The organism is Oscillibacter valericigenes (assembly GCF_016902445.1).
In the GTDB taxonomy this organism is placed as follows: Bacteria; Bacillota; Clostridia; order Oscillospirales; family Oscillospiraceae; genus Oscillibacter; species Oscillibacter avistercoris.
The window spans coordinates 1-24,423 of sequence record NZ_JACSNX010000021.1; the positions used below are offsets into that span (position 1 = coordinate 1).

General features: G+C 62.8%; 25 protein-coding genes. 6 read left to right on the top strand and 19 right to left on the bottom strand.

Annotated elements, in window-relative coordinates:
• Positions 1-1,388 (top strand): carbon starvation CstA family protein (locus H9X91_RS11260; RefSeq protein WP_204805142.1); only part of this gene is annotated, 1,388 nt, incomplete at its 5' end.
• A gap of 379 nt (positions 1,389-1,767) precedes the next feature.
• Here the strand turns inward: H9X91_RS11260 and H9X91_RS11265 are convergent.
• The 10 genes from H9X91_RS11265 to H9X91_RS11310 are packed head-to-tail and all read right to left on the bottom strand — an operon-like array spanning position 1,768 to position 10,856.
• On the bottom strand, positions 1,768-3,711 hold the full coding sequence (locus tag H9X91_RS11265; RefSeq protein ID WP_204805144.1) for a complex I subunit 5 family protein: 1,944 nt from the start codon (positions 3,709-3,711) through the stop codon (positions 1,768-1,770).
• A 9-nt stretch (positions 3,712-3,720) separates the two neighbouring features.
• Positions 3,721-5,211: a complex I subunit 5 family protein gene (locus H9X91_RS11270; RefSeq protein WP_295690047.1), complete on the bottom strand. Its 1,491-nt coding sequence runs from the start codon at positions 5,209-5,211 to the stop codon at positions 3,721-3,723.
• A 33-nt stretch (positions 5,212-5,244) separates the two neighbouring features.
• Complete coding sequence (locus H9X91_RS11275; RefSeq protein WP_243414528.1) at positions 5,245-6,693, bottom strand: complex I subunit 5 family protein; 1,449 nt, start codon at positions 6,691-6,693, stop codon at positions 5,245-5,247.
• 30 nt (positions 6,694-6,723) lie between these two features.
• On the bottom strand, positions 6,724-8,238 hold the full coding sequence (locus tag H9X91_RS11280) for a complex I subunit 5 family protein (RefSeq protein WP_204805146.1): 1,515 nt from the start codon (positions 8,236-8,238) through the stop codon (positions 6,724-6,726).
• Positions 8,238-8,609, bottom strand: coding sequence for a sodium:proton antiporter (locus H9X91_RS11285; RefSeq protein ID WP_204805148.1), 372 nt, complete (start codon positions 8,607-8,609; stop codon positions 8,238-8,240). Before H9X91_RS11285 ends, H9X91_RS11280 begins: the two co-directional genes overlap by 1 nt.
• Before the next feature lie 15 nt (positions 8,610-8,624).
• Positions 8,625-9,524 carry a hydrogen gas-evolving membrane-bound hydrogenase subunit E gene (mbhE, locus tag H9X91_RS11290; protein ID WP_204805150.1) on the bottom strand — a complete coding sequence of 300 codons (900 nt, stop codon included), beginning with the start codon at positions 9,522-9,524 and terminating at the stop codon, positions 8,625-8,627.
• On the bottom strand, positions 9,517-9,768 hold the full coding sequence (locus H9X91_RS11295) for a hydrogenase subunit MbhD domain-containing protein (RefSeq protein WP_204805152.1): 252 nt from the start codon (positions 9,766-9,768) through the stop codon (positions 9,517-9,519). The genes mbhE and H9X91_RS11295 overlap by 8 nt, the downstream gene beginning before the upstream one ends.
• A complete protein-coding gene (gene mnhG / locus H9X91_RS11300) occupies positions 9,765-10,088 on the bottom strand; it encodes a monovalent cation/H(+) antiporter subunit G (RefSeq protein ID WP_204805154.1) in 324 nt (107 codons plus the stop codon). The genes H9X91_RS11295 and mnhG overlap by 4 nt, the downstream gene beginning before the upstream one ends.
• Positions 10,081-10,395: an MrpF/PhaF family protein gene (locus H9X91_RS11305; RefSeq protein WP_204805156.1), complete on the bottom strand. Its 315-nt coding sequence runs from the start codon at positions 10,393-10,395 to the stop codon at positions 10,081-10,083. Before H9X91_RS11305 ends, mnhG begins: the two co-directional genes overlap by 8 nt.
• Complete coding sequence (locus H9X91_RS11310) at positions 10,383-10,856, bottom strand: Na+/H+ antiporter subunit E (protein ID WP_204805157.1); 474 nt, start codon at positions 10,854-10,856, stop codon at positions 10,383-10,385. Before H9X91_RS11310 ends, H9X91_RS11305 begins: the two co-directional genes overlap by 13 nt.
• Positions 10,857-11,243: 387 nt before the next feature.
• Here H9X91_RS11310 and H9X91_RS11315 point away from each other — a divergent pair, with 387 nt between their 5' ends.
• The 3 genes from H9X91_RS11315 (at position 11,244) to H9X91_RS11325 (ending at position 13,802) form a co-directional block, all read left to right on the top strand.
• Positions 11,244-12,521: a LysM peptidoglycan-binding domain-containing protein gene (locus H9X91_RS11315; RefSeq protein ID WP_204805158.1), complete on the top strand. Its 1,278-nt coding sequence runs from the start codon at positions 11,244-11,246 to the stop codon at positions 12,519-12,521.
• A 107-nt stretch (positions 12,522-12,628) separates the two neighbouring features.
• A complete protein-coding gene (locus tag H9X91_RS11320; RefSeq protein ID WP_204805159.1) occupies positions 12,629-13,387 on the top strand; it encodes a carboxymuconolactone decarboxylase family protein in 759 nt (252 codons plus the stop codon).
• Positions 13,388-13,400: 13 nt separating this feature from the next.
• On the top strand, positions 13,401-13,802 hold the full coding sequence (locus H9X91_RS11325) for a MerR family transcriptional regulator (protein ID WP_204805160.1): 402 nt from the start codon (positions 13,401-13,403) through the stop codon (positions 13,800-13,802).
• 75 nt (positions 13,803-13,877) lie between these two features.
• On the opposite strand, the gene H9X91_RS11330 is transcribed toward H9X91_RS11325, so the two are convergent.
• Together H9X91_RS11330 and H9X91_RS11335 are read right to left on the bottom strand one after the other, a co-directional pair.
• Entirely contained in the window at positions 13,878-14,525 is a 648-nt protein-coding gene (locus H9X91_RS11330; protein ID WP_204805161.1) for a potassium channel family protein, read from the bottom strand.
• Positions 14,526-14,570: 45 nt separating this feature from the next.
• Positions 14,571-15,896: a TrkH family potassium uptake protein gene (locus H9X91_RS11335; RefSeq protein ID WP_243414531.1), complete on the bottom strand. Its 1,326-nt coding sequence runs from the start codon at positions 15,894-15,896 to the stop codon at positions 14,571-14,573.
• 302 nt (positions 15,897-16,198) lie between these two features.
• Here H9X91_RS11335 and H9X91_RS11340 point away from each other — a divergent pair, with 302 nt between their 5' ends.
• A complete protein-coding gene (locus H9X91_RS11340; RefSeq protein ID WP_204805163.1) occupies positions 16,199-16,711 on the top strand; it encodes a ferritin in 513 nt (170 codons plus the stop codon).
• Positions 16,712-16,801: 90 nt separating this feature from the next.
• Here the strand turns inward: H9X91_RS11340 and iolG are convergent, their stop codons facing one another.
• Both iolG and H9X91_RS11350 read right to left on the bottom strand, forming a co-directional pair.
• Positions 16,802-17,824, bottom strand: a complete 1,023-nt coding sequence (gene iolG / locus H9X91_RS11345) for an inositol 2-dehydrogenase (RefSeq protein ID WP_204805165.1) — start codon at positions 17,822-17,824, stop codon at positions 16,802-16,804.
• 43 nt (positions 17,825-17,867) lie between these two features.
• On the bottom strand, positions 17,868-18,653 hold the full coding sequence (locus H9X91_RS11350; protein ID WP_204805167.1) for a hydroxypyruvate isomerase family protein: 786 nt from the start codon (positions 18,651-18,653) through the stop codon (positions 17,868-17,870).
• A gap of 234 nt (positions 18,654-18,887) precedes the next feature.
• Between H9X91_RS11350 and H9X91_RS11355 the strand changes: the two genes are divergently transcribed.
• Positions 18,888-19,925, top strand: coding sequence for a substrate-binding domain-containing protein (locus H9X91_RS11355; protein WP_204805168.1), 1,038 nt, complete (start codon positions 18,888-18,890; stop codon positions 19,923-19,925).
• An 81-nt stretch (positions 19,926-20,006) separates the two neighbouring features.
• Here H9X91_RS11355 and H9X91_RS11360 read toward each other — a convergent pair whose 3' ends face one another.
• From H9X91_RS11360 to H9X91_RS11380, 5 genes are all read right to left on the bottom strand, one after another.
• Complete coding sequence (locus H9X91_RS11360) at positions 20,007-21,056, bottom strand: TPM domain-containing protein (RefSeq protein ID WP_204805169.1); 1,050 nt, start codon at positions 21,054-21,056, stop codon at positions 20,007-20,009.
• 429 nt (positions 21,057-21,485) lie between these two features.
• Complete coding sequence (locus H9X91_RS11365) at positions 21,486-22,667, bottom strand: toxic anion resistance protein (RefSeq protein ID WP_204805170.1); 1,182 nt, start codon at positions 22,665-22,667, stop codon at positions 21,486-21,488.
• Positions 22,668-22,694: 27 nt separating this feature from the next.
• Complete coding sequence (locus H9X91_RS11370; protein WP_204805171.1) at positions 22,695-22,967, bottom strand: hypothetical protein; 273 nt, start codon at positions 22,965-22,967, stop codon at positions 22,695-22,697.
• 12 nt (positions 22,968-22,979) lie between these two features.
• On the bottom strand, positions 22,980-23,696 hold the full coding sequence (locus H9X91_RS11375; RefSeq protein WP_204805172.1) for a 5-bromo-4-chloroindolyl phosphate hydrolysis family protein: 717 nt from the start codon (positions 23,694-23,696) through the stop codon (positions 22,980-22,982).
• A 134-nt stretch (positions 23,697-23,830) separates the two neighbouring features.
• Positions 23,831-24,367 carry a DUF6512 family protein gene (locus tag H9X91_RS11380; protein ID WP_204805174.1) on the bottom strand — a complete coding sequence of 179 codons (537 nt, stop codon included), beginning with the start codon at positions 24,365-24,367 and terminating at the stop codon, positions 23,831-23,833.
• Positions 24,368-24,423 lie beyond the last annotated feature (56 nt).

A 24,423-nucleotide genomic window follows, 5' to 3' on the forward strand; every position in this document is an offset into this window, starting at 1 on the left:
CGGACGACCGTGAGACCCCGGCCTACTCCAAGCAGGACGGTGTGGACTATGTGCCCATGCGCTGCTGGAAGAACAGCCTGATCAACCTGCTGAACATCGCAGGCACCGGTCCCATCCTCGGACCTATCCAGGGCATCCTGTTCGGGCCCATCGCGTTCATCACCATCCCCATCGGCAACGTCATCGGCGGCGCCATGCACGACTATTTCTCCGGCATGATCTGCCTGCGTGACGGCGGCACCCAGATGCCCACCATGATCCGCAAGTACTCCAACAAGGGCGTCTTCACCATCTACAACATCTTCCTGTGCGTGCTGCTGCTGCTGGTGGGCGCCGTGTTCGTCTACACCCCCGGCGACATTGCCGCCACGCAGGTCTTCGGCTTCGACGGCCTGCCCACCTCCGTGTCCACCTGGGTCATCTACGGTGTCATCTTCGTCTATTACCTGATCGCCACCGTGTTCCCCATCGATGCCATCATCGGCCGGATTTATCCCGTCTTCGGCGCCATCCTGCTGTTCTCCGCCGTCGGCGTGTTCATCGGCATCTTTGTCAAGGGCTATCCCCTGCTGAACGTGTGGGATTCCTGGACCAGCCAGTATTTTGACTATGGTGCTTATTTTGCTGAGGGCCACTTCCTCCCTGTGTTCTTCGTGACCGTGGCCTGCGGCATTCTGTCCGGCTTCCACTCCACCCAGACCGCCATCATCACCCGTACCATGAAGAGCGAGCGGCAGGGCCGCACCACCTTCTATTGGATGATGATCCTGGAGGGCTTCATCGCCATGGTTTGGGCTGCCGGCGCCATGGGCGTCTACAACCTGGGCCTGCAGGAGGCCAATGCCTCTCTGGCCACCGCCACCATCGGCGTGGTCTGCAAGGACATCCTGGGCCCTGTGGGCGGCATCATCGCTCTGCTGGGCGTCATTATCCTGCCCGTCACCTCCGGCGATACCGCTCTGCGTGCCCTGCGCCTGACCGTTTCTGAGTCCTTCCACATGGATCAGTCCAACAACGGCAAGCGCCTCTCCCTGGCTGTGCCCATCTTCGTGCTGGTGGCTGCCATCATCGTGTGGGCCAAGTTCAACAGCGACGGCTTCAACACCCTGTGGCGCTACTTCGCCTGGTCCAACCAGACGCTGTCCCTGTTTGCCTTCCTGGCCATCTCCGTGTGGATGTTTGAGAACAAGAAGGCCAAGTTTGTCTGGGTGCCGCTGATCCCCGGTGCCTTCTACACCTTCATCTGCGTCACCTACATCGCCAATGCTCAGATCGGTTTCCACATTCCCTGGACGCCCGCTTACATCATCGGTGTCTGCGCCGCCGTCGCTTATGTGGCCATCATCTGCTGGTATGGCAGCAAGCGCGCTTCCCGCCTGAAGGCATAAGCCTTCCGATACGGATCCAAAAAAGACGTCCCGCAGATGCGGGACGTCTTTTTCTCTGCGGACCGGCCGCGGCCAGTGCAAGGGTATTCCCCCGGATCTTTCCCAAGGCGGGTTCGGAGCGATCACCGGGGACCATTCCTCCGCTCCAGTCTCCGGGGCCGGTATGACCGCAAGCTGTGCGGGTGCTGTCCTTTGTGTGACGGAGCGCAGACGCCCGGCCCAAGTCTTCGGCGGGGCGCCGGAGCCCTGCCGTGGGGCCGGTCTTGAGCACCTTCTCAGCACACGGGAAGCAGCCTCCCCATTTCCCGGAAATGCTGCGGGACCCCCGGAAGGCGTTGCCTTTCCGGGGATCCCGGTTTTGTTTTGCGCCGCCGGATCCCTACAGCAGCAGGTACAGCAGCAGGACGATCAGTCCGCCGCCCGCCAGCATCAGGTCAAAGGAGAAGGTCTCCTCCGTCAGGAAGTGCCGGGGCTTGCGGCCGTATGTGCCGAAATTCTCATCGTGCTTGGGTACAAAGATGCCGGGTGCCTTGGTAAAGAGGATCTTCTCCCCCAGCAGCACCAGCCAGTCGCCCACCGATGCCGCCACCCGGGCACACAGTGCTCCCACAAACGTGAGCGCCGAAAGCACCGGCCGATAGACCAGGTTTTCCAGATCCAGCCGCCGGGGCCACCGGTCCAGATAGACCACACCCTCCGGCTCCTGCCGCATCAGCAGGCCCCGCACCACCAGCAGATAGACTGCCGCACCGATCCCCAGGGAGATCAGTGCCCCCTGCAGATTCACCGCCGTGAAGTAGTGGACGCTGTGTCCGGCGTCCGCCCGCAGGAACTGCGCCGCCCATTGGGCGAGCGGCTCCATGGACATCCCCGGCGTCAGGCCCAGGAACAGCAGCAGCGCAGCGCCCGCAGACAGTGCCACCAGCGTCCCCGGGGCCAGATAGCCCCTGACCGGCAGCCGCTGGCCGATGGCCCGGTTGGACAGGAAGATGGCCACGAACAGCTTTGTCATATAAGCAGCCGTCAGTCCGCCGGAGAAGAGGAACAGCCACTCCACTGCCGTGAACCAGCCGGTGGACATCCCGGCGTGCTCCAGCACACGCACATACTCTACGATGCTCTCATGCAGCAGCGTCTTACTGACATATCCGGAAAAGCCCGGCACACCGGCAATGGAGGCCGCCCCGATAAAGAACAGGACCTTCAGCACCGGTTTGTTCCGGCCCCAGCCCCGGATGTCATTGAGATTCAGGGAATGCGTGCCGAGATACACCACGCCGGCCGAAACGAACAGCACCAGCTTGATCAGGCTGTGATTCAGCATGTGCAGCACCGTGCCCCAGGCCGCCAGGGCATTCTCCCCGGTCAGGAATCCCTGCATGGCAACCCCCACCAGAATGAAGCCGATCTGAGACATGGAGGAGCAGGCCAGCGTCCGCTTCAGGTCAATGGAAAACAGGGCCAGCACTGCTCCCAGCACCATCGTCACCACGCCCAGGGCCAGCACCACCGTGTTCCAGGGAAGGTCTGCCCAGAACAAGTACCGGGACAGGATGAGAACCCCGAAGATCCCGCTCTTGGTCAAGATGCCGGACAGCAGCGCCGACGCCGGCGCCGGCGCCACCGGATGGGCCTTTGGCAGCCAGATGTGCAGCGGGAACATACCCGCCTTGGCGCCGAAGCCCGCCAGGGCACAGCCCCCCGCCGCATACAGCGCGCTCATCTTCTCCGGGGGCAGGCTGGCGACGGCGTCCGCCATGGCGTCAAACGCCAGCGTCCCCAGCAGATGCTTCAGCAGGATCAGCCCCGCCAGCAGCGCCATGCCGCCGATCACCGCCACCGCCAGATACGTCTGTCCGGCCCGGAGCGCCTCCTCCGTCTCATTCTGTGCCACCCAGACATAGGAGGTGAAGGACATCATCTCAAAAAACACGAACAGCGTAAACAGATCCGCTGCCAGAAAGACGCCCATCAGGGCCCCCAGCGTCAGGAGCCAGAAGAAGTAAAAGCGATTGCACCCGTCTGCGGATGCAAAATAGCTGGGGCAGTTCAGTCCCGTGCCAGCCCAGAGGAAGGCGCTCACCAGGGCCAGCAGTCCGTGAAGGCTCCCGGCCTGGAACCGCAGGCCGAAGCCGCAGACCCCGGGCAGCTCCAGACTGGCCTCCGGCCACAGCAACAGCAGCAGAGCCGCCGCCAGCTCCACCAGCGGCACGATCTGGATCAGCCGATTCCGGTATTCCCGGCTCCGCCGCCGCAGCGGATACACCCAGGCAGAGGTCAGGAGCGGAAACAGCACCAAGAACAGCAGCAATGCCTTTTCCATGCGTCCTCCTTACCAGACCCGCTGCACCGCGGTCCACAAAAAGCCGATCACACTGTTGGAGCAAAGCGCCAGTGCCACGCCTGCCGCTGTCAGCAGTGCCAGCGGCACCCACATAGAGGGGGCAGGGTCATGCACCCGCTCCAGCGCCGCCCGGTCCAGCTCGCCCACCGGGAAATAGGCCCGCACCACGATGGACAGCATGTACAGCGTCGTCAGCAGCGTAGACAGGATCAGTGCCCCGATGCCCGCATAGGCCAGCGGATTCTGGGATGCCACCGCCGCCTCTGCGATCATCCATTTCCCGGCAAAGCCGCCCAGCGGCGGCACGCCGATCAGCGCAAAGGAGGACACGGTGAAGGTGGCAAAGACGATGGGCATCGCCCGGCCGAAGTCCTCCAGCTCATAGATATACTCCCTGCCGCTCTTGACGATGATGGCACCGGCACAGCAGAACATGGTGATCTTGGTAAAGGCGTGATAGACCATGTGGGTCATCCCGCCCACGATGCCGCCCGGCGTCATCAGCGTCAGGGCAAACAGGATGTAGGACAGATTGCTCACCGTGGAAAATGCCAGCCGCCGCTTCAGATGAGGCGTCCGCAGCGCCCGGGCGGATCCATAGACGATGGTCACGATGGTGGCCGTCATCACCACGGTCTGGGCCCAGCTCCCCCGCAGGAAATCCGCCCCGAAGCCGTAGTAGATCAGCCGCAGCACGGCAAACGCACCGGCCTTCACCACCGCCACCGCATGCAGCAGGGCGGAGACCGGCGTGGGCGCCACAGAGGCGTCCGGCAGCCAGCCGTGGAAGGGGAAGATGGCCGCCTTCACGCCGAAGCCGAAGAAGGCCGCCACAAAGGCCAGCCGCAGCGCCTCCTCGTTTCCGGCCGCCAGGCCCTTGTCCAGGATCCCCCCGTATTGAAAGTTCAGATGACCCACCCCGTAGTTGAGCAGAAAGACCATGCCGATGAAGGCAAAGGCGGCACCGGTGATGGAATATACCAGGTATTTGCGGCCGGCATAGCGGGCCTTTTCATCCATGGCGTGCATCACCAGCGGCAGCGTCGTCAGCGTCAGCGCCTCGTAGAAAAAGTAGAGCGACAGGAAGTCCTCCGAATAGGCGATCCCCAGCACCACGCCGTAGGCCACCAGCCAGAAGGCGAAGAAGCGATTCTCGTGCCCCTCGTGGGACATGTAATCCAGAGAATACGCCGTCACCAGCGGCCACAGGACAGACACGATGCTGCCGTAGACGATGGACGCACCGTCGATCCGCAGGGAGATGGAAAACACCTCGCTGAAGCTCACCAGGATACAGGCCAGAAAATCGCTGTCATGCAGATAGGTCAGGATGACACAGGCCAGAGACAATGCCGACGTCACCAGGGACGATGCCATGACGTAGCGGCTGCGCACCTTGCGGCTCTTCGGCTGCAGGATCAGCAGCCCGATCCCCAGCAGCATGGGCAGCAGAATGGGCAGCGTTAAAAAGCGGTTCACAGGCACACCTCCCCTCTCAGTCGTCACACAGGATCAGAACCATCTGGCAGCCAGCAGGCCCAGCCAGTGGATGGCCGTCCCCGGCAGCAGGCCCAGCAGCACCAGCGCCGCGCAGAAGGCGATCATGGGCCAGGTCATCTCCGGCCCCACCTCCCGCCGCTCCGTGATAAAGTCCCGCCCCGGGAAAAAGCCATTTGTCACAATGGGCAGCAGGTACCCCGCCGTCAGCAGGGCGGATACCACCAGCACCACCAGGCCGGCAATGCCGAATGCCTGCAGCGGCGCCTCCAGCCCCGCGTCCAGCAAATACCATTTGCTGACAAAGCCCGCCAGCGGCGGGATGCCGATCAGAGACAGGGCAGCCAGTGTAAAGCACCACATGGTCACCGGCATCCGCCGGCCGATGCCCCGCAGCTGGTCCACCCGCGTCAGATTGGTGGAGAAAATGACAGCGCCCGCCGCCAGGAAGAGGGTATCCTTTGCCAGCGCGTGAAAGACCAGCTGCAGCAGGGACGCCTGGACGCCCTCCTCCGTCAGCAGCATCAGGCCGAACAGCACATAGGACACCTGGCTCACCGTGGAGTATGCCAGCCGCCGCTTCAGCTGCTTTTCCCGATAGGCCAGCATGGACCCCACAAAAACAGTGACCAGCGCCAGTGTCAGCAGCACATACTGGGGCCAGCTGCCCGCCAGGAACTCCGGCCCGAACATGTAGTAGGTCACCCGGATCACCGCGATGATGCCGCCCTTGGTGATGACGCCGGAGAGCACGGCGGAGGCCGGCGCCGGTGCCACCGGGTGGGCCGCCGGCAGCCAGGACTGCATGGGCATCATGCCCGCCTTGGCGCCGAAGCCCACGATCATCAGGCAGTACACTACCAGCAGCATGGGCCGGTGCTCCGCCGCCCGGGCCAGGTCGATGGCCCCGCCGGGCTGGAAGTCCGGCACGGTCAGGTAATAGGCGATGAAGAAATAGCCCGCCAGTGCCATGCCGGCGCCGAACACCGAGTAGCCCAGGTACTTGAAGCCCGCGCGCCGCGCTGCCGGCGTGGCGTTGTGCAGTACCAGCGGCACCGTGATCAGGGACATCATCTCAAAGAACATGTACATGGTCACGAAATTGGCTGCCTGGGCAAGGCCCATCAGGACACCCAGCGTCATGGTGTAAAAGCCCATGAACTGGTTGCCGCGCCCGGTGTGGCGGATATAGGGCTTGGTGAAGATCACCACCGGTGCCCAGATGCACACCACCAGCACCATGAAGAATTTGGACAGCCAGTCGCTGTTCAGCACCAGGCCCAGCTCCCCCTGGATGGTCAGCAGCCACAGCCGCTGCGTGGGCATCGTGCAGTTTGCCAGCACCAGCACGGCGGTGGTCACGATCAGTGTCACCACCAGCCAGTCTCGGTATATTTCATTTTTCTGCCGGAACACAAAGATCCCGCCGATCAGCGGCACCAGGATAGGCAGCAGCAACAGCATGGGCGTACTCCCTTACAAACACAAACAAACTCAGATCAGCCGGACACCCGCCTCGATCACATCGGTGATGGGGTGGTAGAAAATGCCCAGCACAAAGATCGCAGCGACCAGCAGGATATCCGCCGCCGTGAAGGCCTGGTCAAAGGCCAGTTCCCCTGCGTGGACATCAGCCAGAACTGCCGCCTCGTCCTCCGCCGGCGGCTTCACCCAGATGGCCAGCAGCGCCGGCACGTAGTACAGGGCGTTCAGCACAGTGGACAGGGCGATGGTCAGCAGCGTCATGGCCGTCATGCCGGTGGGCAGGGACGCGTTGGCGAAATACAGCTTGGAGACGAAACCGCCGAACAGCGGGATACCGATCATGGACAGGGCCCCCACCGTAAAGCCGAGACCCGCCCCCACGTCCCGGTAGGCACTGCCCCGCAGATTTTTCAGGCTCTTGTGGTGGCCGCTGACAGCAGAGAGCCTGCCGGCGCACAGGAACAGCAGCGGCTTGCAGCAGGCGTGGACCAGGATGTGGAAGCAGGAGGCCACCAGCCCCTCTACAGTCCCCAGTCCGATCCCCATGAAGATGTACCCGATCTGCGCCACGGAGGAATAGGCCAGCATCCGTTTGATGTGGCTTTCCCGCATGGCGGCCAGGGACCCGAAGATCATTCCCAGCACGCCGAAGGCCAGGATCACATCGGCAGCTCCCAGCTCCACGATCAGCTCCAGGGAGAACACCCGCAGGATCATCAGCAGCAACAGCACGATATATCCCTTCAGCACCAGGCCGGACAGGATCGCGGAGGACGCCGTGGTGGCACCGCCGTGAGCGTCCGGCAGCCACAGATGGAAGGGGAACATGGCGCTTTTGACGCCCAGCCCCGCTGTGATGAGGCCGACCGACACTGTCAGCGGGATCGCATAGTCTCCGGTGACCTTCAGCCCCTCCACCGCCTCCGACAGGGACGGCATCAGCAGATAGCCGGTGATGCTGTTCAGGACCGTCAGCCCGATCAGAAACAGGCCGGACCCCACCAGGCTCATAAAGAGATACCGGATGGTGGCAATCAGGTTGGGGCCGTTGTCCTTGGCCATCACCAGGGCGCAGGCGGCAATCGTGCTGATCTCGATGAACACATACCCGGTGAAGGCGTCATTGGTATAGGTCAGCGCCAGCAAAGACGCCAGGATCATATTGACCATGACGAAATAGAGCCTCTGCTTTTGCGGCAGGATATCCTGAAAGAGATCCCGCCGTCCTCCAGCCAGGGAGGTCCCCATCACCAGGGAAAACACGGTGGTCAGCAGCGCCTGCAGCGGCCCGCACTTGATGGCGTTGCCGTAGGGGGCGAGAAAGCGGCCCATGGTATACGTAAAGCTCAGATCTCCCAGGTAGGTGTACTCCAGCACGAACGCATTCAGCACTGCAGAGGCCGCACAGACTCCGATGGTGACCCAGTATGCGGCCCGGCCGCTGCGGATGGTGGCCGTGAGGATGCCTGCCAAAATGGCCAGGAAGATGGAGAAGAAGGGAAAATTCTCTATAAACGGCCGCATCAGTCGTCCTCCTTCTTCGCCCGGTCCAGCAGTTCCCGCATCTCGATCGTGCCGTAGCGGCGGTAGATCCGCTGGATCAAAGCCAGGGAGAACGCCGTGATGGAGACGGACACCACAATGCCGGTCAGCACCAGGCCGCTGGGAATGGGATTGATGTACAGCGGATCAAAGCCGCGGTCCCCCACGATGGGCGCCACGCCGCCGTCGATATAGCCCAGAGAGGCCAGCAGCATGAAGATGGCGGAGTCCATGATATTGAATCCGATCACCTTCCGCAGGAGGTTCTGCTGCAGCATCAGGTTCGTAAAGCCGATCCCGAACAGGATGACCGCCGTGACTGCGTACCGGTTCTGGATGATATCCGACAGCATCTCTCTCCTCCTCTCTCAGATCTCGCCCCGGGAAAACAGGGCATAAAAGCCATACATGGTGCAGGCCACCACCAGTCCCACCGCCAGGTCGATCAGCAGGATCATGCCGGCCAGATGGTTCGGCAGCCCATTGGCCCCGATGAAGATATAGATCCCGTACAGCACCGCGTACAGCATCAGGCCAAACGTCCGCACCACGCTGTAGGTCCGCCGGTTCATGAACCGCTGTGTGCGCTGCACGCCAAAGGCGGCGGAAAACAGGATCACACCTGCGCCCAGGATCGTCCCGCCGGAAAATCCGCCTCCGGGAGAGGTCTCTCCGTTCAGCAGCACATAGATGGCGAACAGGAAGATGAACGGGGTCAGCACCTTGGCCACCTGCTGCAGGATCAGGTCCGCATGCTCCCGCGCGCCGGCCTCCTCCCGCTCCAGCTGGTGCAGCTCCCGGCCGGTGGTGTTCTTTTCATCCCGCAGCAGCAGGATCATCACCGCAGCCACGGCCAGAAACAGCACACAGCTCTCTCCCAGGGTGTCAAAGCCTCGGTAGCCGATGATCATGGCCGTCACGACGTTCTCTGAGCCGGTCTCCTCCGCGCCGTGCTCCAGATACCGCTCGGACACCTCGTTGTTGATGGGGTTGTCCTCGTCACCAAAGCCGGGCATGTTCATGACCGTCGTCAGCAGGATCGCCGCCATGACCACACAGATCACGGTGGCCGCGATGGGATACCAGTTGAAGAATTTCCGCAGCCGGTCCTTTTCCCGCCGCTCGAACTCCTCCTCTGTCGGGCGGAAGTCCCGGTGGGGCCTCCGCTCCATCACCAGCAGCGTCCGGTCCGGCGGCTCCCGGTCACCGTCCACCCAGGCCGCAAAGCGCTGCAGCCAGCCGGATGTCTCGTCGATCTTCTTACTCATCGTGCGTCCCCTTCAGTGCATGCACCTTTTTCAGAGTCAGGAAGAAGAGGATGCTGGTGACGCCGGCGCCCACAGCCGCCTCCGTGATGGCCAGATCCGGACTCTGCAGCAGGCTCCACAGCACGGCCATCATCAGGGAAAAGGCCATGTAGACGATCACCGCCGCCAGCAGCCGCTTGCACAGCGGCGCCGCAATGGCGCAGACGATCAGTCCGATCAGCAGGATGTATTCCAGTACGATCATCGCTCCTCCACCTCACATTCCTTATGGATATCCGGGACCGTCGCCACTTCCATCTCCGCCACCAGGTGGCTGGCCACAGGGCTGGTCAGCCACAGGAACACGAAGATCAGCAGCGTCTTTGCCGCAGACAGGGACCAGCCGTGCAGCAGCATCAGACCGATCAGCACGCAGAAGATCCCAAGGGAATCCCCCACTGCGGCGGCGTGCATCCGGTTGAGCACATAGTCAAACCGGAACAGCCCCAGGACAGCAGAGAAAAACACGAACAGGCCGAACAGGAAGAAGGCCAGCCCCGCTCCCGTCGCAAGATGCTCAATCATGGGCAGTTCCCTCCTGCTTCTCCTCCCGGCGCTTGTTTTTCTGGCGGCTCATCACCAGCTGGAACGCCACCACCACGGACAAAAAGCTCAGCAGGGCGAACACCAGGGCGATGTCCACCAGATAGTCCGCCCGCAGCCGGACGGACAGCACCATCAGCTCCGCGATCACCAGCGTGCCGATCACGTTCACCGCCACGATGCGGTCTGTGAACCGGGGCCCCAGGACCGCGCGCACCAGCGTGGCCAGGATCAGCAGGGCCAGCACCACAGCGCCGATATTCAAGATCCAGGTCGTCACCGTCTCCATTGGGTGCCCTCCATCTTCTCCAGCTGCTGCTGGAACGCGGTGTCCTCGATCCCCTCCGCCAGCGGCGCATCCAAGGCATGCACCAGCAGCCGTCCGTCCTGGGACCGCACGGTGATGGTCCCCGCCGTCAGTGTGATGGAATCCGACAGCATCGCCTTGTGCCGGTCCGTCTGCAGGGGCGTCCGGAACCACACCAGCTTGGGCGTGATCTTCTTCGGATGGACGTAGATGATCTTCATGACCATCAGGCCCGCCTTCAGCATCTCTGCCACCAGATGGGCAAAATAGCGGATCAGTGCCCAGATCCGCGCCGGGTGGCCGCAGAAGATCCGCCAGTCATATCCCAGCACCCGCCGGCAGAACCAGGTGAGCAGAGCCGAGACCGCCAGCCCCCACAGGCAGGCGTGCAGGCTCACGCCCCCGGAGAGCAGCAGCCACAGCAGAAAAAACAGCAGGAACACCTCATTGCCCCCTTTGCCGCATACAAAAAAATCGGCCGAACAAGTTGATGGGATTCCGCCCTCCGGTGGATCGCGCACGCTTGTTCAGCACATCCGTTTCCCCTTGATCGTTAAAAACCACACAATCACTGAGAATATTTTAACGGGATATTGGCGGGCTGTCAACTGTCCAGCGGCTTGGATCCCTGCAAACCGGAAGAAAATAATTCACAAATCTGACGGTCCATTTTGTGGCAATCTGTTCAAATATGGAACTTTTCCCTAAATTTCAGTTATCGAAAAAAGCTGACGTCCGTCATATCGCCAAGTGATATCCGACTTGGCTGCGGGTCGTATAGTATATTCATGCACCTTTCCGAATAGGCTCTTCCGGAGGTGATGTCCAGCATGACGATCCATGTGGTCCAAGCCGGCGAGACCGTCGGCTCCATCGCAGCATCCTACGGCGTCGACCCCGCCCGCCTGGCCGCGGACAACGCCGTGCCCCCCAGCGGTGCCCTGGCGGTGGGGCAGACCCTTGTGGTCCGCTTTCCCCGCCAGGTCCACGCCGTCCGGGCCGGAGAGACCCTGGCCTCCATCGCGGAAGCCTACGGCACCACGGTCCGCCGTCTCTGGCAGAACAACTGGCCCCTCGGCGGCCAGACTGCGCTTCGGCCCGGACAGGTCCTGGTGATCTCCTATTTCGGCACCCCCACGTCCTCCGCCGCCTTCAACGGTTACGCCTATCCCTACATCGACCAGTCCCTGCTGGATGCGGAGCTCCCCTATCTCACCTACCTGGCGCCCTTCACCTACGGCATCACCGCCGAAGGCGACCTGCTCCAGCTGGAGGATGATGCACTGCTCTCCGCCGCGCGGCAGCGGGGCGTCCGGCCGGTGATGCACCTTTCCACCCTGACAGAGACCGGTCAGTTCGACACCCAGCGGGCCACTCTGGTGCTGACGGATACCGCCGTGCAGGACAGCTTGATCGCTCAGGTCCAGCAGACGCTCCGCCGCCGGGGCTACGCCGGCCTGGACGTGGACTTCGAGTTCCTCCCCGGCCAGCTGGCGGCGGCCTATGCCGCCTTCCTGTCCCGGCTGCGGCGGCTTCTCAACTCTCAGGGATTCTTCCTCTGGGCCGCCCTGGCGCCCAAGACCTCCGCCGGACAGGCAGGGCTCCTGTACGAGGGCCACGACTACGCCGCCGTGGGTGCCGCTGTAGACGGCGTGCTCCTGATGACCTATGAGTGGGGCTACACCGCGGGTCCGCCCATGGCGGTGTCCCCCCTGCCAAATGTGCGGGCCGTGCTGGACTACGCGGTGACGGAGATCCCGCCGGAGAAGATCTTTCTGGGCCTCTCCAACTACGGCTATGACTGGCCCCTGCCCTTTGTTCAGGGCGTTACCCGGGCGCCCTCCATCTCCAACCAGCGGGCCATCGAGCTGGCCATCGAGCACGATGTCGCCATTCAGTACGACGAAACGGCCCAGGCCCCCTTCTTCCACTACACCGCCGTGGACGGCACGGTCCACGAGGTCTGGTTCGAAGATGCCCGCAGCCTCTCCGCCCGCCTGGCCCTGATCACGGAGTACGGCTTCCAGGGCGCCGGCATCTGGAACTTGATGCGGCCCTTCTCCCAGCTGTGGTCAGTGATATCCTCTTTGTATAATATCATTGATTAATTCCTGATTGTATCATTTCAAAAAGAGCTTGACTTGGAGTCGGCTCCAAGTGTTAAAGTAGAGTTATCAAAAGACATCGCCGCACCGGCGCAAAGGAGGCTTTCAGCATGGCACTTTCCGCATCTGCCAAAGAAAATCTGTCCCGTCTGTTCCCGGGGGACCCGTCCCCCCTGTGGGATTCGGACCCGGAATTCATGGAGCTCTTCACCAACTTCGCTCTGGGCGAAGTTGTGGACCAAGGCAGCCTGGATGAGCAGACCCGGATGATGGCCGTTCTCGCCGCACTGCTGGGCTGTCAGGGCGTGTCGGAATACCGGGAACAGCTGCCTGCCGCGCTGCGGGCCGGCGTGACTCCCGCCCAGGCGAAGGAGGTTTTGTACCAGGCTGTGGCTTATCTGGGGCTGGGCCGGGTGCGCCCCTTCTTTGATGCGGCGAATCAGGTCCTGCAGGAACAGGGCGTCTCCCTGCCGCTGGCCCCCGGATCCACTACCACGGCGGAGACCCGGCTCACCGCCGGCAACCAGGCCCAGGTGGACATCTTCGGCGAGGGGATGCGGGGCTTCCAGGACAGCGGCCCGGAAGAGAGCCGCCACATCAACCGCTGGCTGGCGGACAACTGCTTCGGTGACTACTACACCCGCAAAGGGCTGGACTACCGGCAGCGGGAGATGATCACCTTCTGCTTCCTGGCCGCCCAGGGCGGCTGTGAGCCTCAGCTCGTCAGCCACGCCGGCGCCAATCTGAAGATCGGCAACGACAAGGCCTTCCTGATCCAGATCATCTCCCAGTGCCTGCCCTACATCGGCTATCCCCGCAGCCTGAACGCCCTGCGGTGTGTCAACGAAGCGGCCCAGGCCGCCCAGTGAGGAGTCTCCGGCCATGACCATTGCGGAAGTGAGCAGAGCATACGGCATTTCAGCCGACACGCTCCGCTACTATGAGCGGATCGGACTGATCCCCCCGGTGCCCCGCACCAAGGGCGGCGTCCGGAACTACGGCGAGGAGTCCTGCGGCTGGATCCAGCTGATGAAGTGCATGCGTGCCGCCGGGGTCCAGATCGAGGCGCTGATCGAATATGTGGATCTGTTCCGGCAGGGAGACGCCACCATCGGCGCCCGCAAGGCCCTGCTGATGGAGCAGCGGGACCAGCTGGTGGCCCGGATGAAAGAGATGCAGGCCTCCCTGGATCTGCTGAACCAGAAGATCGACCGCTACGAGCAGAGCATGGTCTCCGCAGAGCGGAAGCTCCGCCTGCTCCATACAGAGCAGACGGAGCCCTGAAAAAAAGACAAGATACCGGTCATATCAGCCGGTATCTTGTCTTTTTCCGCATAATGCAGCGTATCCCCGCCAGGGTCAAAAGTGCAGGAACTTCTGGACGTCCCGGTTGTCTCCCAGGATCAGGATGGTCTCATCTCCCCGGAAGCAGTATTCACCGCCGGGGATCGGCGTCAGCTCCTCCCCCTGCTTGGTGGCCAGGATGTTGATGTTGTGCCGCTGCCGCACGCCGAGCTGACCGATGGTCTTTCCGATCCAGGCAGGCGGCACCGCCGTCTCATAGATAGAGTGGTCCGGCGTCAGCTGGACATAGTCGAAAATATGGTCAGAGCTGTAGCGCACCGCTGCCCAGCTGGCAGATTCCCGCTCCGGATAGACGACATCATCCGCCCCGTTCCGCAGCAGGAACTTGGCGTGGACATCCCGGGCGGCCCGGGACAGGACATACCGCGCCCCCTGCTCCTTCAGCAGCGCCGTCGTCTCCAGAGAGCTCTGGAAATCATCACCGATCGCCACCACGCACATGTCAAAATTCCGCACCCCCAGGGAGGCGATAAACGCCTCGCTGGTGCTGTCCCCGATCTGGGCATGGGTCACCAGCGGCAATGCGTCATTGACCCGCTCCTCATCCTTGTCCACGGCAAGCACCTCATGGTGCAGCTCCTGCAGCTTGGCTGCCATGTGGCGGCCAAAGCGCCCCAATCCGATCAGCAATACTGATTTCACCGTTCTCATCCTTTCCTTGTGCAGGCTTTGTGTCAGTCGTCCTGCTCATCCCACATTGATCCGTTCCTGGGGCATCTGCGCCGGAACGGCCGCGCTGTCCGGCAGGACTGCGTAGATCAGCGTCAGTCCGCCCACCCGTCCAAAATACATCAAAAAGATCAGGATCATCCGGGAGATGCCCTCCAGCTCCGGCGTCAGGCCCAGGGTCAGGCCCACCGTACCGATGGCTGAGGCCGTCTCAAACAGTGCCGCCAGCAGGGGCACGCCCTCCACGCAGGAGATCGCCATCCCGCCCAGCAGGAACAGCCCCACGTACATCAGGAGGATGGCAGACGCGCTGCGCAGCGTCTCCACCGGCAGACGGCGCCCGAAGGACTGCAGATCCTCCCGCCGGCGGAACACCGCCCGGGCAGCCAGGAAAAACACCGCGGCCGTGGTCACCTTGAAGCCGCCGGCAGTGGATCCCGGCGCCCCGCCGATCAGCATCAGCAGGATCATGACCAGCTGAGAGGACTCTGTCAGCTGAGTCAGGTCCACCGTGTTGTACCCTGCCGTTCTGGGGGTCACAGACTGAAACAGGGATGCTAGGACCTTTTCTCCCAGCGTCATCCCCTCCCACTGGGGCAGCCGGAACTCATAGCACAGGAAGAACAGGGCCGGCAGCAGGATCAGCAGCGCCGTCGTCACCAGCACCAGCTTGCTCTGCAGGCAGTAGGACCGCAGATGCCACTTGTGTTCCCGCACATCGCCCCAGGTGAGAAAGCCGATGCCGCCCACCACGATCAGCCCCATCACCGTGAGGTTCACCAGAGGATCGCCCACATGCCCGGTGAGAGAGACATAGGGCGCTCCGGCCTCTGCGCCCATCAGGTCGAATCCGGCGTTGCAGAAGGAGGAGATGGCGTGGAACACGGCGTACCAGATGCCCCGCAGCCCCATCTCCGGGCAGAACCGCAGGGCCAGCAGCACGGCACCGGCTCCCTCCAGCAGCAGCATGGCCGTCAGGATGAACCGGGTCCGCCGGACGATCCCGCCCACCTGGGGCGCAGAGATGGACTCCTGCATCACCCAGCGCTCCTTCAGGCCGATCCGTCGGCCTGCCAGCATGGAAATGGCCACAGCCACCGTCACCACGCCCATGCCGCCGATCTGGATCAGCAGAATGATCACCGCCTGGCCGAATCCGGACCAGTACAGCGACGTGTCCTGCACCACCAGGCCGGTGACACAGGTGGCGGAGGTTGCGGTGAACAGCGCGTCAAAAAAGGAAGCCCCCTGCCCGTCCCGGGTGGAGATGGGCAGCGTCAGCAGCAGCGCTCCGGCCAGGATCAGCAGGGCAAATCCGATCAGGATGATCCGGGCCGGCGTCATTTGATGTTTTCTGCGAAAAAACACAGTGATCCCTCTTCTAACTTCAATCGTTCCCTCTGCCCTTTTCGGCAGCAGGCCCATTATAGCATGGATGCCGCTATGGTTCTGTCAAGGGCCGCACCCATTCGTTTGGATTTTGCTAAGCTTTTTTGTCCGCTCTGCGGCACGCCCATTGTAGCACACCCCCCTCGCCGCGTCTACCTGTTTTTTGCTTCTCCCGTTGCTTTTCAGCAGGACCGTGCTATAATCGTTAGGCAGGACAGCTCCTGTCTGAAACTGTGTATGGAAAGGACGCCTCTGTTATGCTGAAGGAACAAGTCTCACAACTGATCAACGACCAGATCAACAAGGAATTTTACTCCGCCTACCTGTATCTCCAGTTTTCAAATTTCTATGTGGAGCAGGGCCTCGCCGGCTTTGCCAACTGGTACAAGGTCCAGGCCCAGGAGGAGCGGGACCACGCCATGCTCATGCTCCAGTATCTGCAGAACAACGATGTGCCTGTAACGCTGGAGGCCATTGCAAAGCCGGATGCCCGGCTGAAGAGCAATATGGACCCCCTGGAGGCCGGCCTGGCCCACGAGCAGTATGTCACCTCTCTGATCCATACCATCTATGAGGCTGCCTATGCGGACCGGGATTTCCGCACCATGCAGTTTTTGGACTGGTTCGTGAAAGAGCAGGGGGAGGAGGAGACCAATGCCTCCGACCTGATCAAGAAGATGCAGCTCTTCGGCTCCGATCCCAAGGGCCTGTATATGCTGGATCAGGAGCTGGCCGGCCGGACCTATGCCGCCCCTTCTCTGACGCTGTGAGGCCCGTCCCTCTGTCCAAGGCCCGCGCCGCAGATCCAAAAAAATGCGCCCCACAGGCATCTGCCTGTGGGGCGCATCCTGTTCCGGCATTCAAATCGCTTCGATCTCGCTGAGCTTGACCGGCCGGCCCTCTTTCAGCGACTTGGTGGCCGCCGCGGCGATCAGGATGGGATAGAGCCCGTCCTCTCCGGTGACCAGAGGCTCCGTGCCGTTCAGGACCGCCTCGGCGAAGGCCTGCTGCTCTGCGGCAAAGGCCCCGGTGTACCGGTCCCACATGATCTTGTAGCAGGGGCTGGCGATGGAGCCGTCCGCCCCGTAGTACACAGCGTTGGTGGGCGTGTCGTTGACGTCCATCACCGCGCCCTCGGAGCCGAAGACCTCCACCCGCTGGTCGTAGCCGTACACCGCCCTGCGGCTGTTGTCGATGACGCCCATGGCGCCGTTGGCGAACTTCAGCGTCACCACGGCGGTGTCCACATCCCCGGCCTCGCCGATGGCCGGATCCACCAGCACGGCGCCGTAGGCGAAGACCTCCGTCACCTCGGACCCGGCCAGGAAGCGGGCCATGTCAAAGTCGTGGACCATCATGTCGTAGAAGATGCCGCCGGAGACCTTCACATAGTCGATGGCGGGGGGCTCCGGGTCCCGGGAACTGATCTTCACCAGGTTCACCTTGCCGACCCTGCCGGAGCGAACGGCCTCATAGACGGCGTGGTGATGCCGGTCAAAGCGGCGGTTGAAGCCCACCTGCAGCTTGACGCCGGCGGCCCTGGCCGCGTCGATGGCCTCGTGCACCCGCTCCAGCCGGTAGTCGATGGGCTTTTCCACAAAAACGTGCTTGCCGGCCTTTGCCGCCTGGATGACGTATTCCGCGTGCCAGTCGGTGGGAGAGCAGACGATGACGGCCCGGATCTCCGGGTCCTGGAGGATGTCCTCCGCGTCCCGGCTCAGGTTGGGGATCCGCAGGCCCCTGAGGAATTCCTCGGCCTCCGGGCTCATATAGGGGTCCGCCACCGTTTTGATCTCCATCTGGGGCACGAATTTGGCGATGTTTTCCGCGTGGACCCGGCCGATGCGGCCGGCGCCGATGATGCCGATCTGAAAGCGTTCCATGCGTTTCCTTCCTTTCGATTGTATCTGCGGCTGCCGGACGATCTTACAGCAGCCCAATGGCCTTTACCGCCTGGGCGGTGGAGACGGCGGGGATCAGCTCGAACCCCACAAGCCCCTGATACCCGATCTCTTCCAGGCACTGGAGGATCCGGGGATAGCGGATCTCCCCGGTGCCGGGCTCGTGGCGGCCGGGCGCATCGGCCACGTGGATGTGGCCGAACTGGTCGCCGTAGGTGCGGATGTTGTCGCAGAGGCTCCCCTCATTGAGCTGCATGTGGTAGACGTCGTACAGGACCTTCAGCATGGGGGAGCCGATGAGCCGGGTCATCTCCGCGGCCATCCGGGTTGTGGTGAGAAAGTTGCCCGCGTGATCCGTGGTGATGTTCAGGGGCTCCAGGTTCATGCGGATGCCGGAGGACTCGGCCAGCTCCGCACAGGCGTGGAGCGTATCGAACATGGTGCAGAGCTTCACGGTGTCCGAAAGCTCCGGGTAGCTGTTCAGGACCACTCCGCCGTCCCCCAGTCCGTTGGAGTGGATGGTGACAGAGCGGGCGCCCACCTGCAGAGCGGCGTCGACAGAACGCTTCAGGAAATCCAGATAGGCCTGCTTCTGACCGGGATCGATCAGCGACAGCTCCGCATCCCCGTTGAACCCGGAGATCCCGATCCCCGCATCCTCCGCCGCGGCTCTCACCGCACGGAGATCCTTGTCCGTCCAGCTCCAGAACTCCACATAGTCGAAGCCGTCTGCTCTGGCAGCCTGAAACCGCTCCAGAAACGGCAGTTCCCCATACATGGGCTCGATACACGCCGATTTTTGAAACTTCATGGTGACGCATCCTTTCCAGTCAAAAAGGCAGTGCACAGATTATGTGCTTTGCACATATTCTGCCGCATGTTCCTCAAAAAGTCAAGACCCCTTCCGCCATTTGCGCAAAAATCGTCACTTTGCCGGAAATCAAAGGCTGTTTTTTCCAGATTGACAAAGCCTTCCCCCTCCGATACAATAGAGACATCCTGTGCAATGCACAGAGATCCTGTTGCAAAAGGAGGACGCATCAGCATGGGGAAACGGGTGACCATCCAGCAGATCGCCGAGATGGCGGGGGTATCCCGGGGGACCGTTGACCGGGTCCTGAACCACCGCTCCTATGTCAGCGAGGCTGTGCGGGCCCGGGTGGAGGCCGCCGTGGCCGAGACCGGCTATATCTCCCCCCGGGAGGCATACCGCCGGGAGCAGGACGGCGCTGTCCGCCCGCTGACACTGGGGATCCTGCTGCCCAACTGGACCGGCCAGTTTCAGGAAGAGGTCCAGGAGGGCATCCGGCAGGCGGAGCAGGAGCTGGCGCCGCAGCATGTGCGGATCCTCCAGCGCCGCTGCCGGACGGAGCTGCCCCAGGAGTCTGTGGAGCTGCTGGATGAGATGGTCCGGGAGGGGGCGGAAGGGCTCTCCATCTGCGCCCTCAACGACCCTTCCATCTGCAGGCGGGTGGAGGAACTGGCGGATGCCGGTATCCCCTGCGTCACCTTCAACTCCGATCTGCCGAAAAGCCGGCGGCTCTGCTTTGTGGGGCAGGATCTCTATCGGGCAGGGCGGATGGCCGGTGAGCTGATGAGCCGCTGTGTCCGGCCCGGCGGCCTGGTCCTGGCCACCGTTGGCAACCGCCGTTTCGACGGGCACTGTCAGCGGCTGAACGGCTTTCTGGCGCGGATGGCAGAGCGGGGTTTCCCGGCAGAACAGATCCTGACTGCCGAGACCTTCAACGACTATCAGACCACGTATCGCGTGGTGGCAGAAACGCTGGAGCGCCATCCCGACCTGGCCGGCATTTACCTGGCCAACCTCCATGTTTCAGGCTGTGTGGAGGCCGTGCGGGCCGCCGGACGGCAGGGCCAGCTGCGGGTGATCTGCCACGACATCAACGAAAGCGTCCGCAGGCTTCTGCTGGAGGGAAGCGTGGATTTCACCATTCCCCAGGATTTCCGGCAGCAGGGCTATCTGCCGCCCTTCCTGCTGCGGGACGCTCTCCGCCGCGGACAGCTCCCGCCGGCCAGCCGCCAGGACGGTCAAATGTCCATCCTCTGTGCAGAAAATGTGTAAGGCGTCTGTTCGGCAGGCAGCGGACTGCCGGACAGGCACAAAAAACCACGTCCCGATCTGAGACGTGGTTTTTTGTCGTTTTTATCTGCGGCCGCCCCGGAAGGAACCGCCCCGCCGACCGCCGCCTCCCCGGAAACTGCCGCCGCTGAAGCCGCCCCGCCGGCCGCCGCCTCCCCGGAAGCTGCCGCCGCCGAAGCTTCCCCGCCGGCCGCCAGCGCCGCCAAAGGAGCCTCCGCCAAACATTCCGCCCCGGCTGCCGCCGAAGGAGCCGCCGCCAGTGGGCGGACGGCGCGGGGGTCGCGGAGGGCGCGGTGCTCTGGGCCGCCGGGGCCGTCCCCAGAAGATGGGGTAGTACAGCACTGTGGGCCGCCCCATGCCGGGCCGCAGGTACCGCCGGCGGTAGCGTCTGTACCGGATGCCGTCCAGGATCACCCACAGTGCAAATAACACCACCAGCAGCACCACCACGCCGCTCACCAGGGAACCGACAGCCGGGGCCACATAGCCGCGGGTCTCCGTATAGTACCCGCTGCCGCTGGAGTAGGTCTCCCGCACTGCGGGGATATATCCCTCCCGGATGGTGACACCGTAGTGATCCGCGAACCAGTCGATGAATGCGTCAAAGGCCGCACGCACGCCCGCATCGTAGTCTCCGGCGGCAAAATCGCTCTCCAGATAATAGGACTGCAGGCTGACAAAATCGTCCGCATACGCCTCCAGCCCGGTCCCCACCACCACGCAGTAGTCGCCCATCAGGCCGCTTTGGGAGACGTTGTCCAGGGCCAGTAGCATCACCACACCATTGTTCCGCTCCGCGGAGCCCACGCCGTAGGTATTCCCCAGGTCCGCGGCGTATTCCATGATGTCCGCGCCGCCGGTGGAATTCACCACATCCACCAGGATCTGGGCCCCGGTCTGTGCAAACAGGGAGGCGTTCATGGCGTCGATATGCTCCATGGTCTCATCCGTCAGCACCCCGGCATAGTCGTATACATACGTATAGGACCCCACGATGGCGGTGGACGCCTCAGCGCCGGTGTCCGGCTTTTTTGCCTGCCCGATGGCCGCCCCAGCCACGATGGCCAGGATCAGCACCACCACCGCCACGGCCCGTTTCTGAAAGAATTTCATAAGCGTATGTCCTCTCTCCCCCTTTCCCCAGTCGGGGAAAGGGGCCAGGGAAAACCCTACGGGTTTTCCCGGTTGATCTGCCCCCGGCAGATCAAAAAAATGAAATCATTTTCGGCAGGGCATGTACCTGCCGAAAATTCCCCGACCCGTGCGCCCCTGGGGCGCACACACCAGTGACCGACGTCACTGGTGGTGGGGGAGGTCGAGGGGGAGCGGGCTCCCCCTCGAAGTCATCCCCGCAATTCCAGCAGCTTCTGCTTCAGCTCCCCCTCGATGCGGCCCGCGGCGTCGCAAAGTCCGCTCTGCTCGTTTCCGCCTAACGGCGAAAACTGCGCCCGCTCCCTTGCTCCGCCTTTCCCCATCGGACCCGCTGCGCTGGGCTCCGACGGGGGCCCCTGGAGCTGGGCCGTCGGAGTCGTCTGCCGCTGTTCAGCCCCGCAATTCCAGCAGCTTCTGCTTCAGCTCTCCCTCGATGCGGCCCAGCTCCTGTTCAGCGGCCTTGCGCTTCTGGGCGCCCTCCCGCTGGATGTTCATCACCTCATCCAGGGTGGAAATCAGCTGCTGGTTGGTGTGCTGCAGCGTCTCGATGTCCACGATGCTCCGCTCCGCCTCCCGAGCGGTCTCCACCGTGCCCATTTTCAGCATGTCGGCGTTCTTCTTCAGCAGGTCATTGGTCACCTCGGTGACGGCGCTCTGGGCGGCAGTGGCCTGACGGCTGTGCTCCAGGCCCAGGGCCAGCACCATCTGGCTCTTCCACAGGGGGATGGTGTTCACCAGGGAGGACTGGATCTTCTCCACCATCAGGGTGTCGTTGTTCTGCAGCAGCCGGGTCTGGGGGCCCATCTGCACGGAGATCATCCTCGTCAGCTCCAGGTCGTGGAGCTTCTTCTCGAACCGCTCGCACATCTGGACCTTGTCGTTGTAGGCCTGGGCGTCCTCCTGGGCGCCGGACTGCTCCGCCTTGGCCTTCAGGGCGGGCAGCTCATTGGCCCGCACATCCTCCAGCTTCTTCTTGCCCGCCAGGATATACATGGTGAGCTCCTTGTAATACTTCAGGTTCAGCTCGTACATCTGGTCCAGCATGGCCACGTCCTTCAGCAGCGTCACCTGGTGCTGCTCCAGCTCCCGGGCGATCTTGTCCACGTTGGTCTCCACCTTGGCGTACTGGGCCTTCATGGCCTCCAGCTTGCTGCCGGCCTTCTTGAAGAGGCCGAAGAAGCCCTTCTTCTCCTCTTCCTCGCCGAAGCCCTTCAGCTCCACCACCAGGTCGGAGAGGGACTTGCCCACTTCTCCCAGGTCCTTGGTGCGCACGGAGTTCAGGGCATTCTCCGAAAAGCTGGCCACATTCTTCTGGGCCGCCGCGCCGTACTGGAGGATCAGGTTGGAGTCTGTCAGGTCGATCTTCCTGGAAAACGCCTCCACTGCCTGCTTCTCCGCCTCGTTCAGCAGGTTCTCGTCCATCTGCACCGGCGTCACCTCCGGCTTGGCCGGCTCCGGAGCGGGCGTGGCCGGGGTGGCGGGGGCCACCGGGTCCAGGGTCAGCTGGGGGATGTCGTCCGTCTGGTCAGGATTCAGGGTCAGCTCGGGCATCATGCTCTTCTCGTCAGCCATTGTATGTTCCTCCGTTTATTCAAGTTCTCAGTCTTTTTCCTTCGGAGCCCCGGCGGCGCCGGGATCCTCCCGGCACTGTCTCCGGCCTTTGATCCAGTAGACACACCACGCGGCGGCCAGGCACACCGAGAGGGCAGCCAGCCCCCACCGGAGCCAGACGCCGGATGCCTCCACCAGTCCCAGGCGGAAGGCGTTCTGCCACACCATGGCTTCCCGGCCCCATACCACAGCCATCAACGCCCATACCACGGCGGAAAACAGGCAGAACCCCGGCTTTGGCTGTCTCTTTTCTCTCTTCATGGCAGTCCCTCCTCACAGCTCCAGCTGGATGCCATTCCCGTCCTCTTCCGTCTTTTTGGTCTCCGCCTTCAGCGGGTCCTCCGTCAGACCTTCCCGGGCCATCATATTCTCCAGCACGGTGATGTCCGTGGAGATGTCCAGGGCCTCGGCGCCGTACAGGCTGTCCAGCTGCTTTTCAAAGGCCGCCGTGATGATCCGCATCATCCCCTCCACCTTGGCAAGGGTCGTGTCGATGTTCTCCCCGGAGATGCCGGTGCCGCTCATCCGGTCATAGGCATTCAGCAGCTTCAGGGTGGTGGGCAGATAGTAGTCCAGGAACCGCCGGATCTGGGGCAGCTTCTCCGGGTGCGCCTTCACCTCTTCAAAAATTTTGGCGCTGACCTGCTCCAGCCGCACGATATCGGCGGAGATGCCCGGGTCGGCGATGTTCTCGTCCAGCCGCTTCATCTCCCGGATGGCCAGCGTCCCGTCCCGGATCATCCTGTCCAGCTCCGGGTTTCCGGTGGAGATCTGCTCCTTCACAGGCTCCTTCTTCTCCTCCGCGCCGGCCGCCTCACCTGCGGCGCCGGCCCGGCACAGGGCGGCCGCCGCAAGAAACGCCAGGATGGCCGCGCCGGCCGCCAGGGCATAGTGCAGCGGCTCATACAGGGGGAATACCAGCGCATAGGCCAGCCACACCACCGCGGCGGCGTAAAAAGGCGCTGTGCTCTTTCGCTTTGTGGTCTCCATCTGCGCGGCCTCCTGTTCTGATCCATCGAATCGATGAAGATATTATACCCCTCCCGGAGACCCCGGTCAACGGTACGGTTGTAAAATCCCCATCAACAAACAGGCACCTCTTCCCAGGAAGAGGTGCCTGCTTCTCACCGGAGAGGACCGTATCCCAATGTCACCGGGTCCTGCCACAGTGCCAGCCCCGGCGGATGGAACGTGCAGAACACAAAGAGGAAGGCCAGGCCCCACAGGATCACCAGCCCCAGAAGCTGCTGCCAGAGCGAGGTGAACCGCCCCCGCCGCAGCAGCCGGAAGTCCAGGGCAAAGGCCCCCAGGACGGACAGATAGAACACCGCGATGTCCGCCCACATCACGTGACGTCCCACAACTCCGGTGTAGGTATAGAACAGCACCGGGATCAGCGCGGTCCCCGCCAGCGTGCTGACGCCCCGCACCGCCAGGAAGTTGGGATACGTCCGTCCCAGGCAGCACAGCTGGACCACAGAGGTCAGAAACATGGGAAAAAACAGCAGCTTCATATGTTCCCATGTGGACTCGTTGACAGCGGAAAAGGCTGCTGCCGGGGTCCATCCGCCGCTCCAGCCATACGTAAAATGCAGCAGTGTCCCAAGGGCCGCTGTAAACAGGGCCCCTGCCAACTCCCAGTAGAACAGCCTCTTTCCCATGTCCGCCTCCCAAAGCGCAAAAAGGACTGCGGCAAAAGCCGCAGTCCCAGTTTATG

Excerpts from the sequence above, each read along its gene's own strand:
- H9X91_RS11380 (WP_204805174.1), bottom strand. The coding sequence starts at position 24,367 with ATGGGAAAGAGGCTGTTCTACTGGGAGTTGGCAGGGGCCCTGTTTACA.
- H9X91_RS11275 (WP_243414528.1), bottom strand. The coding sequence starts at position 6,693 with ATGCTGTTGCTGCTGCCTATCCTGGTGCCGCTGATCGGCGGGATCTTT.
- H9X91_RS11285 (WP_204805148.1), bottom strand. The coding sequence starts at position 8,609 with ATGCTGTCGGATATCATCCAGAACCGGTACGCAGTCACGGCGGTCATC.
- H9X91_RS11335 (WP_243414531.1), bottom strand. The coding sequence starts at position 15,896 with ATGACGCCGGCCCGGATCATCCTGATCGGATTTGCCCTGCTGATCCTG.
- H9X91_RS11355 (WP_204805168.1), top strand. The coding sequence starts at position 18,888 with ATGGGGAAACGGGTGACCATCCAGCAGATCGCCGAGATGGCGGGGGTA.
- H9X91_RS11350 (WP_204805167.1), bottom strand. The coding sequence starts at position 18,653 with ATGAAGTTTCAAAAATCGGCGTGTATCGAGCCCATGTATGGGGAACTG.
- iolG (WP_204805165.1), bottom strand. The coding sequence starts at position 17,824 with ATGGAACGCTTTCAGATCGGCATCATCGGCGCCGGCCGCATCGGCCGG.
- H9X91_RS11265 (WP_204805144.1), bottom strand. The coding sequence starts at position 3,711 with ATGGAAAAGGCATTGCTGCTGTTCTTGGTGCTGTTTCCGCTCCTGACC.
- H9X91_RS11305 (WP_204805156.1), bottom strand. The coding sequence starts at position 10,395 with ATGGAGACGGTGACGACCTGGATCTTGAATATCGGCGCTGTGGTGCTG.
- H9X91_RS11365 (WP_204805170.1), bottom strand. The coding sequence starts at position 22,667 with ATGGCTGACGAGAAGAGCATGATGCCCGAGCTGACCCTGAATCCTGAC.
- H9X91_RS11280 (WP_204805146.1), bottom strand. The coding sequence starts at position 8,238 with ATGCGGCCGTTTATAGAGAATTTTCCCTTCTTCTCCATCTTCCTGGCC.
- mnhG (WP_204805154.1), bottom strand. The coding sequence starts at position 10,088 with ATGATTGAGCATCTTGCGACGGGAGCGGGGCTGGCCTTCTTCCTGTTC.
- H9X91_RS11320 (WP_204805159.1), top strand. The coding sequence starts at position 12,629 with ATGGCACTTTCCGCATCTGCCAAAGAAAATCTGTCCCGTCTGTTCCCG.
- H9X91_RS11315 (WP_204805158.1), top strand. The coding sequence starts at position 11,244 with ATGACGATCCATGTGGTCCAAGCCGGCGAGACCGTCGGCTCCATCGCA.
- H9X91_RS11340 (WP_204805163.1), top strand. The coding sequence starts at position 16,199 with ATGCTGAAGGAACAAGTCTCACAACTGATCAACGACCAGATCAACAAG.
- H9X91_RS11325 (WP_204805160.1), top strand. The coding sequence starts at position 13,401 with ATGACCATTGCGGAAGTGAGCAGAGCATACGGCATTTCAGCCGACACG.
- H9X91_RS11360 (WP_204805169.1), bottom strand. The coding sequence starts at position 21,056 with ATGAAATTCTTTCAGAAACGGGCCGTGGCGGTGGTGGTGCTGATCCTG.
- H9X91_RS11375 (WP_204805172.1), bottom strand. The coding sequence starts at position 23,696 with ATGGAGACCACAAAGCGAAAGAGCACAGCGCCTTTTTACGCCGCCGCG.
- H9X91_RS11370 (WP_204805171.1), bottom strand. The coding sequence starts at position 22,967 with ATGAAGAGAGAAAAGAGACAGCCAAAGCCGGGGTTCTGCCTGTTTTCC.
- mbhE (WP_204805150.1), bottom strand. The coding sequence starts at position 9,524 with ATGAGTAAGAAGATCGACGAGACATCCGGCTGGCTGCAGCGCTTTGCG.
- H9X91_RS11295 (WP_204805152.1), bottom strand. The coding sequence starts at position 9,768 with ATGATCGTACTGGAATACATCCTGCTGATCGGACTGATCGTCTGCGCC.